The organism is Hyphomicrobium sp. DY-1 (assembly GCF_047497105.1).
In the GTDB taxonomy this organism is placed as follows: Bacteria; Pseudomonadota; Alphaproteobacteria; order Rhizobiales; family Hyphomicrobiaceae; genus Hyphomicrobium_B.
This window is the reverse complement of the sequence record NZ_CP134870.1, coordinates 928430-943127: the sequence shown is the minus strand read 5'-3', so window position 1 is coordinate 943127 and position 14698 is coordinate 928430. Positions and strand designations below refer to the sequence as shown.

The following is a 14698-nucleotide window of genomic DNA, read 5'->3' as shown; positions in this document are numbered from 1 at the left end:
ATGACCCAGGATTTCCTCACCAATCACACCCTCGATGCGCTGCAGCCTGGGGATGCAGCGTCTCCGGTGCGCGCCGCCGAATGCAACGACGTCGACCGGTTCGAGGCGGTATCGGGAGATGTGATGTGAAGCGGGTGCTGGGCTGCCGATTCCCGGCGATCGGAAGTGAGCATCCAATATACGGGCAACTGTGGAAGGATTTGAGATTGACCTATACGGGGGCGCCTTCCAGTGCCGCATAAGAAGTACCCTGCGGAAGAGGAACAAGCCCCACGCTCGGGTCGCCCTCCGGCGCACATCGGTGGTCTCGCATCGCAAAACGACTTACCGCCCGGCCCAAGCATCGGTATCGACCATATGGTGATCGATGGAAGGCCAGTAAGCATACGAGAGCAGGGCGTGATCGAAAAGCCATTTGGCCGCCTTCTGCATTTCGAGGCGGATCTGACCGGACGAAGGCCTCCGATACTCGTCGTCGCGCCTCTCTCGGGCATGAGGGCGGAAATCCTCTACGACATGATCCTTGGAATGCTGCCCCGCCACGACGTCTATTGTCTTGCCTGGAAAGACGCTGCAGACGTTTCCGCCCGAGACGGTCCGTTCGGCCTCGAAGACAACATCACCTATGTCGTCGAGATGATCCAGTATCTCGGCGGCGCGACCCATGTGATCGGACTTTGCCAGTCCGCCTTGCCGGCGCTGGCGGCGGCGGCGATCCTCGCGGAGGACCCAGTGCGGCCCGCGACGCTGACGCTGCTGGGCGGCAAGCTCGACACGCGCATCAGCCCGACCCGCACCGATCTTCTGACACGCAGTCTGCCTCTGGCATGGTTCAAGAATTATGTCATCGCTACTGTCCCCGCCTCCCGGCGAGGGCATGGCCGACACGTCTATCCGGGCAGCACCGAGCTGATGATGCTTTCGACCTATTGTTTCCGTCATTGCGCGAGCGGCGGCGAGCTTCTCGCTAAGTTTCTTCACGACGACGGCAGCGATGCCTTGGGCCATCCGTTCTTCAGGCTTTTCTTCTCGATTGACGATGTGTCGGCGGAATTCTTCCTGGATACGGTTGCCCAGGTGTTCCACCAGGCCGCCCTGGCAGAAGGCCGGTTGGCGTGGCGGGGCACGAAGATCGCTCCTGAACGAATCACGAAGACCGCGCTACTGACCATCGAAGGCGGGATGGACGACATTTCGGGACCGGGTCAAACGCAGATCGCCCATGATCTCTGTGCGGGGATACCCTCCGAACGGCGTGGCCATTTGCTCTGCACGCACGCGGGCCATCTCGGGCTGTTCTTCGGCTGCCGCTGGCGAAAGGAGGTTCTTCCGCATATTAGCCGCTTCATTCGGGAGAATGGAAATTGAGTCCATTGGCCACGCACGTGCTGCACGAGATTCCAGACCCGCCGCCACGGAAGGTCGCCCCCGACACGTGTTCCGTTCCGGCGCGACTCGGCAATGTTGAAGGGCTCAAATTATGATGCCGGGGTTCGAGCCGGAGCAAGGGGTGTCGACGGACACTGCGGTGTCCGTCGACAACTCGCATCCCCCGCCGCGACATATCGATTTCCTGCTGGTCGGAGGTGGCGTCGCCAGCGCCGTCGCGGCCGAGACGTTGCGGGCGGAAGGGGCTGCCGGCTCGATTCTGATCCTGTCGCAGGAGGATCTGCCGCCATACCACCGGCCGCCCCTGTCCAAGCGGATGCTACTCGACGACGGCATCGGGCAGCAGATCTTCGTTCACCCCGAAAGCTTCTATCGCCAGAAGGCGATCGATCTGCAACTCAACGCCCGGGTGGCATCCGTCGATCCGGAAAGCCACACGATAACGACCGCAATGGGCGAACGGATCCACTATGGCCAGCTCCTGATCGCCACCGGCGCGACACCGAAGCCTCTTCTCGTCCCAGGCGCAGATCTCGCCGGAATCCATGTCCTGCGGCAGAGAGCCGACGCCGAGATGGTTCGTCGGGCCGCCGCCCAAGCCAGGCGTGCCGTGGTGCTCGGGGGCAGCTTTCTTGGTATGGAAATCGCCATGTCGCTGGTCGAGCTCGGCCTCGATGTCAACATCATCGAATTCGGTGACCGGCTGCTTCCACATCTCGAATCCGCCGACGTCTCCGCCTACTTCCAGCGATATGTCGAAAATCGTGGAGTCTCGGTGCTGCTGAACGACACGGCGGTTGCGCTCCGTGGCCAGGACCGCGTTCAGGAACTCGAGATGAAATCCGGGCAGCGGATGCCCTGCGAGCTCGTGGTCGTCAGCATCGGTGTCGTGCCGGCCACCGCGTTTCTGCATGACAGCAACATCGCCCTTGAGGAGGGACGCGTCGTGGTGGACGCGCTGCTTAGGACGAGCGCGCCGGATGTCTTCGCGGCCGGCGATGTCACCACGTTCTATGACCCGGTCTTCGCACGGCGCCGCCACATCGAACATTGGGACAATGCGGTGAAGCAGGGACGTCTTGCCGCTAGGAACATGGTGGGACGCCGGCTGCCCTATGACGAGGTTTCCTATTTCTTCTGCGAGATCGGCGATATTGGCTTCAACATGCTCGGCTGGCCCACGGAGGCGGAGGAACGGATCGGTCGCGGCGCGATCGAAACCCGATCCTTCGCGCTGTTTTATCTTAAGGGCGACGTGCCGCGTGCGCTGTTCTCGATAGGCAGGCCCGTCGATGAAACCCGGCTCGCCGAAGGCCTGATCCGCCATCGGGTGAATGTACGCGCGATCAAGGACCGGCTCAGTGATCCGGCCTTTCCCCTGGAGCATATTCCTGCGGGGACGGCACTGGTCCTTCAGGGCGGAGGTGCTCTCGGCGCCTTCGAGTGCGGTGTCGTCAAGGCCCTCGAAGAGGAGGAGATTTTCCCGGACATCGTCGCCGGCGTTTCGATCGGCGCGTTCAACGGCGCGATCATCGCCAGCAACCCGCGTCATGCGACGCCGGCGCTTGAAGCATTCTGGGCCGAATTGGCCGTCGCGACCGTGGAGCTGCCATTCGCCTGCGGTGAGCGAGCGGCGGCAGCGTTACAGGTCCTGACATTCGGGGTGCCGCGGTTCTTTCGACCCCGCTGGATGCTGCCGTTCAGCTCGCTCACCGAATTCCCAGTAAACTGGACGAGCTATTACGACACCGCGCCCGTGAAGGAGCTTCTTGCGAAGTACGTGGATTTCACGGCGCTCAAGACGAGCCCGGTACGCTTGCTCATCAGCGCTGTCAATGTCACCACGGCGGAGCTCGAAGTCTTCGACAGCTATGTCGACGATCTCACCCCCGAGCATGTCCTGGCGAGCGGCAGCCTGCCGCCGGGATTCCCCTGGACGGTCGTCGACGGCAATGCCTATTGGGACGGCGGCATTGTCAGCAACTCACCGCTTGATCTTCTCGTCGACCGCTGCGGTCCGGACGGCAAGCGGGTTTTCATCGTCGATCTGTTCTCGGGCAGAAGTCCGCTTCCGACCAACATGATGGAGGTGCTGCTCCGGCGCGACGAGATCGTCTATTCCGAACGGACAAGAAGCGACCTGCGCCATCGCGAAACGATCGGCGCCTATCGCAAGCTCATCGATCATCTTCTCACCCATCTAGATCCGGCGGAAACCGCCAGGATCAAACATTTGCCGGCGTATATTCAACTCATGGGCGACGGAGCTGCGACGACCATCACGCGGTTCAGGCGGCAAGGACAAGACCGAGAGCCTGCTTCTCTCGACTATGATTTTTCATACAAGACCATTCGATCGCATCAAACCGAAGGTTACGCGGTCGCCAGGAAGGTCATTCGCGGTGGCTCACCTTGAGGGAACTCGGACTTGAATACGTCGGGCTTCAACGGCTGATGCAGGGCCTCGACCAAAGCCTTTTCTCGCGCTTCCATCAGAGAGTATACCTTGCGGGGCGGGCTTCCCGTCGCCTTTCGATCAGCCCCTCGCGCCAAAGGCGATCGAGCGCCGGATAGATGGCCCCGAAGCTTGCCTCGGTGAAGTAGCTGAGCGGCCCTTCCGCAGCGCGTTTGCGGATCTCGTAACCTGTCGCCTCTCCAAAGGACAGGATGGCCAAACATAGCGTCTTGACGTGCATGTCATCAAAAGACGGGATATCTCTTGTCATGGCATTGCTCTCCTTTGTGGAATCAGCACCCCGAGCCTACCGGCTCAAGGTGGGCAAGATCGGTTCTGCCTTACGGCAGGGATCGAGGCGCTCGGCACGATGATGGAGGCGGATGTCACGGCGGCCTGCGGGCCGCGCCACGGTCGTGACACGGCGCGGCGGGCGCACCGTTGGGGCCGCACGCGGGGACGGATCGGCTTCCACGGCGGCAAGATCGAGGTCGAGCGCCCGCGGGTTCGTGGCGTGGACGGCCGCGAGGTCACGATTCCGAGCTGGGAAACGGCGGCGCAGGAGGACTGGCTCGGTCGCTGGGCGATGAACCTGATGCTGATCAACGTGTCGACGCGCCGGTTCGCCGCGCTGTCCGGCTGCCCGAGGGTGACGTGCCGGCACCGCCCGGATCGGGGGTTTCGAAGTCGGCGGCCTCGCGGAGGTTCGTCGCGCTGTCGGCGGCGCGGCTGGCCGACTTCATGACTGCCGATCTGTCCGCGCTCGACCTTCTGGTGGTCCAAATCGACGGGCTGCATATCGGCGACGATCTCGTGCTGGTCGCCGCGATCGGTGTCGACGGTGAAGGCAACAAGCATCCGCTGACGCTGGTGGAAGGGGCGACCGAGAACGCCGCAACGGTTCAGGCCCTGCTGGACAACCTGGTCTCGCGCGGGCTCGCACCGACGGTGCCAAGACTGTTCATCGTCGACGGCGCGAAAGCGTTGTCGAAGGCGATCCGCCGCACCTTCGGCTCGGCCGCCGCGATCCAGCGCTGTCAGATCCACAAGGCGCGCAACATCATGGAACGCCTGCCGAAAGAGCATCATGCGGCCACCCGTCGGGTGCTGCGCCAGGCCTGGGAGCTCGATGACGCCGACAAGGCTGAAAAATTGATCCGCAATCTCGCGCGTCGACTCGACCAGCGATGGCCCGGCGTAGCGGCCAGCATCCTCGAAGGCGTCGACGAAATCCTGACTGTCGTCCGATTGAAGCTGCCGAAGGAGCTTCGTCGATCGCTCGCCTGTACCAACATCGCCGAGAATATGATGGGCACCATTCGCCGCGTCACACGCAACGTCAAACGCTGGCGTGATGCCGGCATGGCCTTGCGATGGGTCGCGGCCGGCATGATCGAGGCCAACAAGGGCTTCCGACGATTGAAGGCGCATAAGCAATTGTCGGTTCTGCGTGCGGCCCTTCAAGCTCACCACGATCGCATGACGATCAAGCCCGTTGCCCACGTCACGAGGGCCGCGTAACATTCAGTCCGGCAACGTCGGCCCGACCTAGTGTTCCGTCCCGGACACAGGATTCCCACGGCCTGGCAAATCAGTCATTCTCGGGGACATGCGAGCAAACATATCCTTCAAGGTGAGCGCGGCTGAGCGGGAGCGCCTGCAGCGCCTGGTAGCGGATCGCAACACGCCAGCGAAAGTCGTATGGCGCGCCAAGATCATCCTTGGCTCCGCGGATGGCTTGGGCACGATGGCGATCATGCGCGCCACGGGCAAATCGAAGCCATGTGTGTGGCGCTGGCAGGAGCGGTTCGCGGCGGAAGGGGTGGATGGCCTTGTGCGCGACAAGACGCGTCCGCCGGGCCGGGCGCCATTGTCGGCGGCGGTGAAGCGCAAAGTGCTCGCCAAGACCGCGAACGAAACGCCGCCGGACGCCACGCATTGGAGCGTGCGGACGATGGCGAAGGCGGTCGGCATCAGCCGCACGAGCGTCCAGCGCATCTGGGCCGAAGCCGGCCTCAAGCCGCATCTGGTGAAGAGGTTCAAGATCTCCAGCGATCCGGCGTTTGAGGAGAAGGTCACGGATGTGGTGGGGCTCTACATGAAGCCGCCTGATCGCGCTCTGGTGCTGTGTGTGGATGAGAAGAGCCAGATCCAGGCCCTTGACCGCACGCAGCCCGGCCTGCCCTTGAAGAAGGGCCGGGCGGCGACGATGACGCACGACTACAAGCGGCACGGCACGACGACGCTCTATGCCGCGCTCGACGTAAGGACCGGCCTGGTCATCGGCGACTGCAAGCCGCGACACCGTGCGCGGGAGTTCATCGCCTTCCTCAAGTTGATCGACGAGATCGTGGACGACCGTTTCGCCCTGCATCTGGTGGTGGACAACTACGGGCGCACAAGACGGCAGCGGTGAAGGCCTGGCTCGCCAAGCATCCACGCTTCCATCTGCACTTCACGCCGACCAGCGCCTCCTGGCTCAATCTGGTCGAGCGCTTCTTCGCGGAGATCACGAGAAAGCGCATCCGGCGCGGTGCGTTTGCCAGCGTGGCCGCGCTCGAGGCTGCCATCCGCGACTATCTGGCGAGCCACAACGCCAATCCAAAGCCGTTCGTGTGGAGCAAGACGGCGCACACCATCCTGGAAAAGGAACGGCGTGCCTTCAACGCACTCGAAGCCGTCAAAGCTGGGTATCAACCGTCAGAGTCGGAACACTAGGTTGACGTGCTGTGAGATGTATTCTTGCCTTGACGCTGATTTTCATTTCGACAGCGGTCCATGCTGATGCTGTTTCGGAATGCAATGACGGCTCAAATATTGCTCGACAGATTCACGGATGCACCGAAATTATTGATCATACAATGATAACCGAAAACCTGTCCATCGCGTACATCAACCGAGGCATCGCCTATGCGGGACAGAGCCAATCGGCCAAAGCCTTGGCCGACTTCAGCGCGTCCATAGCAGCTGACCGGAACAATGGTATTGCGTATTATGATCGCGGTAACATCTACTTCGATCTACAAAATTTTGAGAAAGCGGTCGCCGACTATTCGAAGGCGATTGAGCTCGAGCCCGACATGACCACTGCATATTTGAACCGTGCGATGGTGAACGAAATTCTTGGAGTTCGCGTTGCGAGTATTTCGGACTATCGGAAAGCCTTGGCCCTCGATCCCTTACTTTCGCCAGCCTCTTCAGGCCTGAAGAGGCTGGGTGCGGCGCCATAAGTTTGCGCCTTCGGCTAAACTGCGCTCTTGATGGAATATTGCGGCACGCCGGCCGTGTGCTTGCTAAGCTAATCTGGCCGACAACGATTATAACGCGAACTTTATTGCAGATAGCGAAGTCTCCCGAGCTATAGACCGACAATCTTTCATGAACGTGAGGGAGTCGCTCTACGGAACCACGACGACAACGCTAGGCGAGAGGCTCGCCACTTTTTGCGATACACTGCCGAGCAACAGAGCGGCGAGACGCCCACGCCCTCGTCTTCCAACGACAAGCATATTCGCCCCCACACTCTGGGATGCATCCAAGATATTTTGAGCGGCGTCTCCCCACAGTTGCTGGGTTTGAACAGTCTTCACGCCTTTAGCCAGCGCTCTTTCCCGTGCACGTATCAAGATCTGCTTGGAATGTTGATCGATAGCGTCGCCGATTAGCTTCTCCATGGCAGGGCTCCGCCTCACCTCGTGCAACGTCTCTTCGGGCAAGTCGCTTGCCACGTACACGATATGCAGGATGCCGCCGGTAGCTTTTGCCAACTCCGCCGCAACATCCACGGCGCGTTCTGCACTTTCGGACCCGTCGGTCGCCACCAAGATCTGTTGCATGTCTTTTCCTCACTGGTGGCCGTCGGATCCTGAGAAGGGGTGAGCGAACCTTTGAAGGCGCGGCACTAGGCGGGGGGAGCCTAGTGCCGCTTATCTTGGGTCTTTGCCTCGGATGTATCCGAAGCCCTGGCTCAGCATCACGGGGGGTTGAAGCTGAGCCACCCAATCGAGCTAGCCGGAGAGGGACACCGGTAGCCAACGACATCAAGACTGAGAGACGGGGACGAGCGCATTGATACGGGTCAACTGTTTTCCCAATACGACCCTCTCCATTCTTAACCGGATGCGCTACGAGATCTGAAAGTTCAAGGCATAGTAAGTTATTCTGACTCGTCGATGAATTGGAAAAACCCGCTCAATAATACCTTTGCATCCGACGACCGTCTAAATGTCTGGCAGGTGGGCACATATCTTGAGCACGAACCAACAGGTTTGTTCGCTCTCGGCGCATGGGCACGCATCAACCAGCAAGTCAATAAAATGAACAATCCAACAACAGATACGTACTATCTCAAAATTGGCGATCGATTGAAATTTACGTCACTCGGCCACACCATCCCATTCGGAGAATATCTGCAATCGACCGATGGCGTTGCAATCTATGACGTGAACAACACTCAAGGTGGCGCCAAGGTTATCGATGGGTCGGGGAGCACAATTTTGGGGACTCGGCGTTGCTCAGGAAATTGACGTTGCTGCCATGTTGGTTTGGCTACGCTACAGGCATCATGAAGTCGACGTCCCAGGTCGGAATTTAGAGGATGCGGACACCGTTGCCTTTGGATCTCAGATAAGTTTCTAAGTGATCGGACACAGACCATTATATCAAGGTTTATCGCGACGAATCCGCTAAGCGTCTGTGATGCGGTGATTGGCCGGCAATGACGACGAGAAGCGAAATACGCACATTCTGACGAACGAAGATTGGCGAGATTGCATTCGGTTTGTTAGGGAACCTCTGAATAGCACGCTCGGCCAGGGGCGGCAGTGACGTTCATCGCGCTTTTTGGGGGCGTTCGAGCAGCTGGCAGATGCCGCTACGGCGCCGTTCGGCCCGCATTCCTCGCTCAAGCAGACGCAAGTCGACTGCGAGCGAGGTAGAGATTGGCGAGCGCGAAGAGCGCGAACACCTGTGCGCCGTTCTTGGCGATGCCGCGGTAGCGCACTTTGCGATAGCCGAACTGGCATTTCAGGACACGGAAGACGTGCTCGACCTTTGCGCGCACCTTGCCGAAGCGGCGGTTCCTCGCGCGCTGGCGCTGCGTGAGATCGCGGCCGGGCTTCGCCTTCTCCTTCACCGCCCAGAGCACACCGGCGTCTTCGGCAGCGCGCTTCTTCTCCTCACTCGCGTAGCCTTTGTCGCCGTAGACCGCGGTGTCGTCCTCGCGGATCAGGTTGGCCATCACCTTCGCATCGTGAACCTTGCCCGTCGTCACGCCGGCCGTGTGCACGAGCCCGCTTTCCGCATCGACGCCGATGTGCGCCTTCATGCCGAAGTACCACTGGTTTCCCTTCTTCGACGATGACATGGCGGGATCGCGCTTCTGCTCCTTGTTCTTCGTCGAGGATGAGGCGGCGATCAGCGTCGCGTCGACGATGGTGCCGCCGCGCAGCAACTCGCCCTTGGCCGCGAGGTGCTCGGCCACGCTCTCGAAGATCGCCTTCGTCAGCTCGTGCCGTTCGAGCAGATGGCGGAAGTTGAGGATCGTCGTCTCGTCGGGGATCGCATCGCGGCCGAGTTCGAGACCGGCGAACGCGCGCATCGATTGGATGTCGTAAAGCGTCTCCTCGGCGCCAGGGTCGGAGAGGTTGTACCACTGCTGCAGGCAGTAGATGCGCAGCATCGTCGGCAGCGGGAACGGGCGGCGCCCGCCCTGCGGGCCAAGCTTGGGATAGTGCGGCTCGATCAGCGCTTCGAGCTGGGCCCACGGCACCACGGCCGACATCTCGGCCAGGAATACATCCCGCTTCGTGCGCTTCTTCTTCGCTGCAAACTCGAGCGATGCAAAGCTCAACTGGTCAGCCATCCGTTGCCCCCTCGAATCAATGACCTCAGTGTGCCATGGTCGAGTGGTTGTTCAGAGGCTCCCTAGATTCTTCTTGCAACGCGGGGCGAAATGAGGATTACATTGAGAATCTAAATTGGAGAGGCGCTTTCCGTCCCGCTGGGGGAGCAATCCATGAATAGCAATAGAAAGAATATTAGACATTCGGAGCAGACAAACCTCTCAATCACTATTTTTGATGCGGAAAGTTGTTCGGAAAAGCAAAAGTTCGCTCGCTTTCGCGACACGCTTGCAAGTAAGGGCATGCCTTGGCGTTTCGAAATGATGCCGGACGCTGATTTTCATGCACGCATTATAAGTGCAGAATTGGGTTCCGACCTGATTTCTCGTGTGCAAATGACGCCCCTTATTGGAACGCGTTCAGGGACAGAAATAGCAAATTCAAATGAGGACGTCTTTTATGTTTGTTACATTTTGCACGGCGCAGCGCAAGTAGAACAGGATGGACGGGACGCGTGCGGAATAAAGCGAAGCTTGATGATTTTTGATGGCTCATCTCCGGTCAAAGTTAAGGAGCGTGCTGAACGCTCCTACGATGTATTCTCGCTCGTGGTCCCAAAGGTTCGTTTCAATGACTTAGAGAACGCTAACTCTCTGTTTCGCAATATTTCTATTCCACCTGAACAATTGGCCAATCCACTGGCGGCGTGTTTGGACGCTCTGGTGATGACGTTGCCAACTACTTCGTCGGAAGAGCTGGCAGCTTTGTATGATGCTTCCATTATTCTTCTGCCGATGGCTGCCGGGCGGAGAAGGAAAGAGCTTATAGAACGAATGGAGCTAATACCTAGCCGCTATGTTCGAGAGTTGTTGAAATTTATCGAACATAATCTCGGTAACGCGGAACTATCTCCGGGTGCAGCAGCTGAACATTTCAACGTGTCCGTAAGATACATTCATAGGCAATTCGCTATCAATGGCACGACATTCGGCACTTACGTGATGGGAAAACGCCTAGAAGGTGTACGTCGCGACCTTGTCTCCAACGCATACGACAACATTCCTATTTCGGCCTTGGCTTTCCGCTGGGGGTTCAGTGATCTTTCAACATTTACCCGAGCTTTCAAGAAGCGATTTGATTGTACCCCGAGAGAATGTAGACGCAGGGGTTAAACGGCCAGCGGAAGTGGCGAACACTGCCGCCACTTCCGCTGGTTTACGTCGGCCACCGTTCAGTAGCCTGCAACCGGATCCCAGAAATCACATTTGTACTCGCTTCTGTACTGCGAGACAGTCGTCGTCGAGAGAGGTATGTCCTGGACGAAGTACTTCGCGCTGTTGCCGGCGCCGAACTTTGGCCAGGGTGAATTCCCCGAGCCATTCGGATTGCCGCTCTTCGCGAAGTTAGTCCACGCGGCAACGAGCTGATCGGATAGTTTCGTTTCCTTGTTATTTAACTCTCGTGGCTGACCCGTCTCCTGGTCGAGATTCACGCCGAGTTGTCCGCCATGCCAGTTGTTGAACAAGAACTGGATGTCAATCGTGTGTGCTGCCAGACCTTTGAAGCCCGGCATCTTCGGGAAGTAGTAAGGGCTGTTCTGATAGGTGAAATCGTAGGCGTAGGTCGGCACCTGCGACGCCAATGTCTGTAGAACGTGGAGATCCTTGCACTTGATCGGATCCGTCGTCGCTCTGTCGTAAGCGGCCATCGGATCGCCGCCATAGTTGGAGAGCGGGTACTGATCTGCAGTTCCGGCCGGAAATGGCGTTCCAAGGAAAGGAGAAAGCGCTCCTTGTGCGATCGCCGCTGCATACTGATCCGCTATCATCGGCGACTGAGGCGGGCCGGAGAAATATTCAGTAATACCTGTAAAGAACGTGCCCTCGTCTTTGGTCGCGCCTCCCATGACGGGCATCTTGTTGAACCTGCCGGCTGCCAAGGCTTGCGCCGGATTGGTCGGGATGATTGTGCCATCGGCAATTGCTAAACTGATGAAAGCACTGTTCGCGTTGGGCGTGCCTTGCAATTGCAGAATGCGCGCCGCTGTGAGATCGCGCAGGCATTTTGCGGCGGCCGCATCAGATCCCTTGCATCCGGCCGCAGTCGCAAAGTTCTTGCCGGTGCTCGACGCGGTGGCTGCTGGAATGGCTGTGTCGAAAAATGCTGGTGAACTCTGCGCGATGGCTCGGTTGAACAGGCCATTGCTCAACGGCGAAAGCAAGTTGAGTCCGGTATCGAGCGCGCCTGCAGATTGGCCGCCCAACGCAACACGGGACGGATCACCACCGAACGCTGAAATGTTGCGCTGAACCCAGCGAAGCACAGCTTGCTGATCGAGGATGCCGTAGTTGCCCCAGAGATGGCCTTCCTTATTTATCGCAGGGTGTGAAAAAAAGCCAAACAGGCCTAGGCGGTAGTTCATCGTCACAACGACGGTCGGGGTACCGTTCGGGCCGCCGGTCGCCAGCTTGCTGCCATCGTAGTCGCTCGACTCGCCATCGAAATTTCCACCGCCATGAATCCAGACGATGACCGGCTTCTTTTTGTTGTTATTCTTGTTGGTAGTGAAGACGTTGAGATAAAGGCAGTCTTCGTTCGCACTCGTCGGACCTGCAAATGCGCCGAGGGTCGTTACCTGCGGACACGTGTTCGCATAGTGCGTGGCGTCGAGTTGGCCTTTCCAGCGTTTGACTGGTTGCGGCGGCTGCCAGCGCAGATTGCCGACGGGCGGAGCGGCATACGGAATGCCCAGGAAGATATTGACGCCATCCTTTGTGTATCCGCGTATCTTTCCATCGGTCGTCTTGACGGTCGGTCCGCTATTGTCGTTGTTGTTTTGGGCAATTGCGGGAGTTATCGCTAGTCCTGCTGCAAGCATTGAACACGCAAGAAGACTTTGGCGCAACGAACTATGTCGAGCGCCGAGATTGAAGATACTTTGCATTATTCCTCTCCATTGCAGATTGTTTGCTTTTCTTTTATTGAGAATAATTCGCTGCTTCTTTCGCAAGGAAGTGACGGAAGCATACTCATGGCGTTATTTCGTTTGTCCTGAGCGAACAGAATTGGCCTGGAGCGCCATAATCCGGATTTTGGACCTGTATCTTTTGCACTCAACTCCGCGCATCTTGCCTATGCCAACGCAGCGTTGATTAACACCCCAAGCATTTCGGATTGAGAAGTGGCGGCTTCTGTCGCCACTTCCAGAGTTCTTGTCGTGCGTAGCTGCTTAGTAGCTGGCGACGGTGTCCCAGAAATCGCATTTATAAACAGATCGGAATTGCGATACCGGCGTCGTTGACAGCGGAACGTCCTGCACGAAATATTTCGCGTTCTGTCCGGCATCGAACTTCGGCCAAGGCGAGTTGCCCGAGCCGTTCGGATTGCCATTCTTTGCGAAGTTGGTCCATGCAGCGACAAGCTGATCGGAGAGCTTTGTTTCTTTCTCATTGAGTTCGCGAGGCTGGCCTGTCTCCTGATCAAGGTTCACGCCGATATTGCCGCCATGCCAGTTATTGAACAGGAACTGGATATCGATGGTATGAGACGCCAGAGCTTTGAAGCCCGGCATCTTCGGGAAATAGTACGGCGCATTGGGATAGGTGAAGTCGTAGGCATACGTCGGGACCAGCGGCGCCAATTTCTGTAACACGTGAACTTCTTTGCACTTCGCAGTATCTGTCACCACGCGTTCGTAGGCGATCATCGGATCGTTGTTGTATGTGGACAGTGGATACTGATCGGCAACACCTGCCGGCATTGCACCACCGGTGCAGAAGGCGCAAGGCGCGCCTTGTGTGACCGCAGCTGCATACTGATCGGCGGTCATCGGTGCCTGCGGTGTTGCGAAGTATTCGCTGATGCCTGTTAGGAATGTCATCTCGTCCTTGGTTGCGCCACCCATGACCGGCATTTTATTGAACCGCCCGGTGGCCCAGGCTTTTTCAGGGGTGATGGGGATGATCGTTCCGTCGACGAACGGCGTGCCCGTCGTGTAAGGGCCATCGGCATTTGGCGTACCCTGTAACTGCAGAATGCGCGCCGCAGAGAGATTGCGCAGACAGTCAGCGGCCTTTGCACCCGAACCGGTTGGGCAAGCGGCAGCCTTGGCAAAATTTTTGCCGCGCGTTAGTGCATCCGCAGCTGTCGGAAGTGTGGAAAAGAAACCAGGCGAGCTTTGGAAGATTGCGCGATTGAAAAGACCATTGCTCAAGGGCGACAAGAAGTTCACACCCGTGTTATAAGCCCCAGCGGATTGGCCGCCCACCGCCACGCGGGTTGGGTCGCCGCCGAAAGCTGAGATGTTGCGCTGGACCCAGCGAAGCACAGCCTGCTGATCGAGGGTGCCGTAGTTGCCCCAGAGATGGCCTTCTTTGTTGATCGCCGGATGGGAAAACGTTCCGAATAAACCCAGTCGATAGTTCAGTGTTACAACAACTGTTGGCGTGCCGTCGGGACCACCAGTCGCGAGCTTGCTTCCGTCATAGTCGTTGGATTCGCCATCGACATTGCCACCACCATGAATCCAGACGATGACAGGTTTCTTTTTGTTGTTATTCTTGTTGGTGGCGAAGACGTTGAGATAAAGGCAGTCCTCGTTCGCGCTGGTCGGACCTGCAAAGGCTCCAAGAGTAGTTACCTGCGGACAAGTATTTGCATAGTGCGTAGCGTCGAGTTGACCTTTCCAGCGCTTGACCGGCTGCGGCGGCATCCATCTCAACTTCCCGACCGGCGGAGCGGCATACGGAATACCTTTGAAGATGTTGACGCCATTTTCGGTGAGGCCGCGCACCTTGCCTTCGGCCGTTTTGACCACTGGACCGTCGCTATTCGCGCCTGCCGACGTAGGCGAGGTAATAACTGCGGTCGAGATCAGCGAACAAACCAGAATTGCACTACGTGTCGATCGTTGTCGTTGGCTCAGGTTAAACGAGCTTTGCATAGTTCGCTCCCTAGTCGTTGTGTGTGTGTTTGCTATTTTCTTTGCTCTCCACTTGGGGAGGCCGTACTA

At 58.3% G+C, this 14698-nt stretch carries 11 protein-coding genes and 2 pseudogenes; 8 read left to right on the top strand and 5 right to left on the bottom strand.

What is annotated here, in order from left to right; translation table 11 throughout:
- From RLW41_RS04560 to RLW41_RS04550, 3 genes are all read left to right on the top strand, one after another.
- On the top strand, positions 1 to 129 hold the full coding sequence (locus tag RLW41_RS04560) for a hypothetical protein (protein ID WP_281380669.1): 129 nt from the start codon (positions 1 to 3) through the stop codon (positions 127 to 129).
- Between the two features lie 102 nt (positions 130 to 231).
- Positions 232 to 1368, top strand: coding sequence for a polyhydroxyalkanoate depolymerase (gene phaZ / locus RLW41_RS04555; RefSeq protein WP_414463675.1), 1137 nt, complete (start codon positions 232 to 234; stop codon positions 1366 to 1368).
- A gap of 112 nt (positions 1369 to 1480) precedes the next feature.
- Entirely contained in the window at positions 1481 to 3805 is a 2325-nt protein-coding gene (locus RLW41_RS04550; RefSeq protein ID WP_414463674.1) for an FAD-dependent oxidoreductase, read from the top strand.
- Between the two features lie 76 nt (positions 3806 to 3881).
- On the opposite strand, the gene RLW41_RS04545 is transcribed toward RLW41_RS04550, so the two are convergent.
- Positions 3882 to 4115, bottom strand: coding sequence for a PadR family transcriptional regulator (locus RLW41_RS04545; RefSeq protein ID WP_414463673.1), 234 nt, complete (start codon positions 4113 to 4115; stop codon positions 3882 to 3884).
- 99 nt (positions 4116 to 4214) lie between these two features.
- On the opposite strand from RLW41_RS04545, the pseudogene RLW41_RS04540 reads away from it, so the two are divergent.
- The 3 genes and pseudogenes from RLW41_RS04540 (at position 4215) to RLW41_RS04530 (ending at position 7074) form a co-directional block, all read left to right on the top strand.
- Positions 4215 to 5365: pseudogene (locus RLW41_RS04540) on the top strand (IS256 family transposase).
- 88 nt (positions 5366 to 5453) lie between these two features.
- Positions 5454 to 6562: pseudogene (locus tag RLW41_RS04535) on the top strand (IS630 family transposase).
- A gap of 29 nt (positions 6563 to 6591) precedes the next feature.
- The gene (locus RLW41_RS04530; RefSeq protein ID WP_414463672.1) at positions 6592 to 7074 is read left to right on the top strand and encodes a tetratricopeptide repeat protein; all 483 of its coding nucleotides are present in this window, start codon (positions 6592 to 6594) and stop codon (positions 7072 to 7074) included.
- A 168-nt stretch (positions 7075 to 7242) separates the two neighbouring features.
- Here RLW41_RS04530 and RLW41_RS04525 read toward each other — a convergent pair whose 3' ends face one another.
- Positions 7243 to 7680, bottom strand: coding sequence for a universal stress protein (locus RLW41_RS04525; protein ID WP_414463671.1), 438 nt, complete (start codon positions 7678 to 7680; stop codon positions 7243 to 7245).
- A 336-nt stretch (positions 7681 to 8016) separates the two neighbouring features.
- Here RLW41_RS04525 and RLW41_RS04520 point away from each other — a divergent pair, with 336 nt between their 5' ends.
- Entirely contained in the window at positions 8017 to 8370 is a 354-nt protein-coding gene (locus tag RLW41_RS04520; RefSeq protein ID WP_414463670.1) for a hypothetical protein, read from the top strand.
- 377 nt (positions 8371 to 8747) lie between these two features.
- Here the strand turns inward: RLW41_RS04520 and RLW41_RS04515 are convergent, their stop codons facing one another.
- Positions 8748 to 9707, bottom strand: coding sequence for an IS5 family transposase (locus tag RLW41_RS04515; protein ID WP_414463669.1), 960 nt, complete (start codon positions 9705 to 9707; stop codon positions 8748 to 8750).
- 153 nt (positions 9708 to 9860) lie between these two features.
- On the opposite strand from RLW41_RS04515, the gene RLW41_RS04510 reads away from it, so the two are divergent.
- Positions 9861 to 10859: a helix-turn-helix domain-containing protein gene (locus RLW41_RS04510; RefSeq protein ID WP_414463668.1), complete on the top strand. Its 999-nt coding sequence runs from the start codon at positions 9861 to 9863 to the stop codon at positions 10857 to 10859.
- Positions 10860 to 10918: 59 nt separating this feature from the next.
- Here RLW41_RS04510 and RLW41_RS04505 read toward each other — a convergent pair whose 3' ends face one another.
- Together RLW41_RS04505 and RLW41_RS04500 are read right to left on the bottom strand one after the other, a co-directional pair.
- On the bottom strand, positions 10919 to 12631 hold the full coding sequence (locus tag RLW41_RS04505) for a carboxylesterase/lipase family protein (protein WP_414463667.1): 1713 nt from the start codon (positions 12629 to 12631) through the stop codon (positions 10919 to 10921).
- Positions 12632 to 12916: 285 nt separating this feature from the next.
- Positions 12917 to 14503, bottom strand: coding sequence for a carboxylesterase/lipase family protein (locus tag RLW41_RS04500; RefSeq protein ID WP_414463666.1), 1587 nt, complete (start codon positions 14501 to 14503; stop codon positions 12917 to 12919).
- Positions 14504 to 14698: the final 195 nt, after the last annotated feature.

Bases quoted from the DNA above. Each gene is read 5' to 3' on its own strand.
- RLW41_RS04525 (WP_414463671.1), bottom strand. From the start codon at position 7,680: ATGCAACAGATCTTGGTGGCGACCGACGGGTCCGAAAGTGCAGAACGC.
- RLW41_RS04545 (WP_414463673.1), bottom strand. From the start codon at position 4,115: ATGACAAGAGATATCCCGTCTTTTGATGACATGCACGTCAAGACGCTA.
- RLW41_RS04550 (WP_414463674.1), top strand. From the start codon at position 1,481: ATGATGCCGGGGTTCGAGCCGGAGCAAGGGGTGTCGACGGACACTGCG.
- RLW41_RS04505 (WP_414463667.1), bottom strand. From the start codon at position 12,631: ATGCAAAGTATCTTCAATCTCGGCGCTCGACATAGTTCGTTGCGCCAA.
- RLW41_RS04520 (WP_414463670.1), top strand. From the start codon at position 8,017: ATGAATTGGAAAAACCCGCTCAATAATACCTTTGCATCCGACGACCGT.
- RLW41_RS04560 (WP_281380669.1), top strand. From the start codon at position 1: ATGACCCAGGATTTCCTCACCAATCACACCCTCGATGCGCTGCAGCCT.
- RLW41_RS04510 (WP_414463668.1), top strand. From the start codon at position 9,861: ATGAATAGCAATAGAAAGAATATTAGACATTCGGAGCAGACAAACCTC.
- RLW41_RS04515 (WP_414463669.1), bottom strand. From the start codon at position 9,707: ATGGCTGACCAGTTGAGCTTTGCATCGCTCGAGTTTGCAGCGAAGAAG.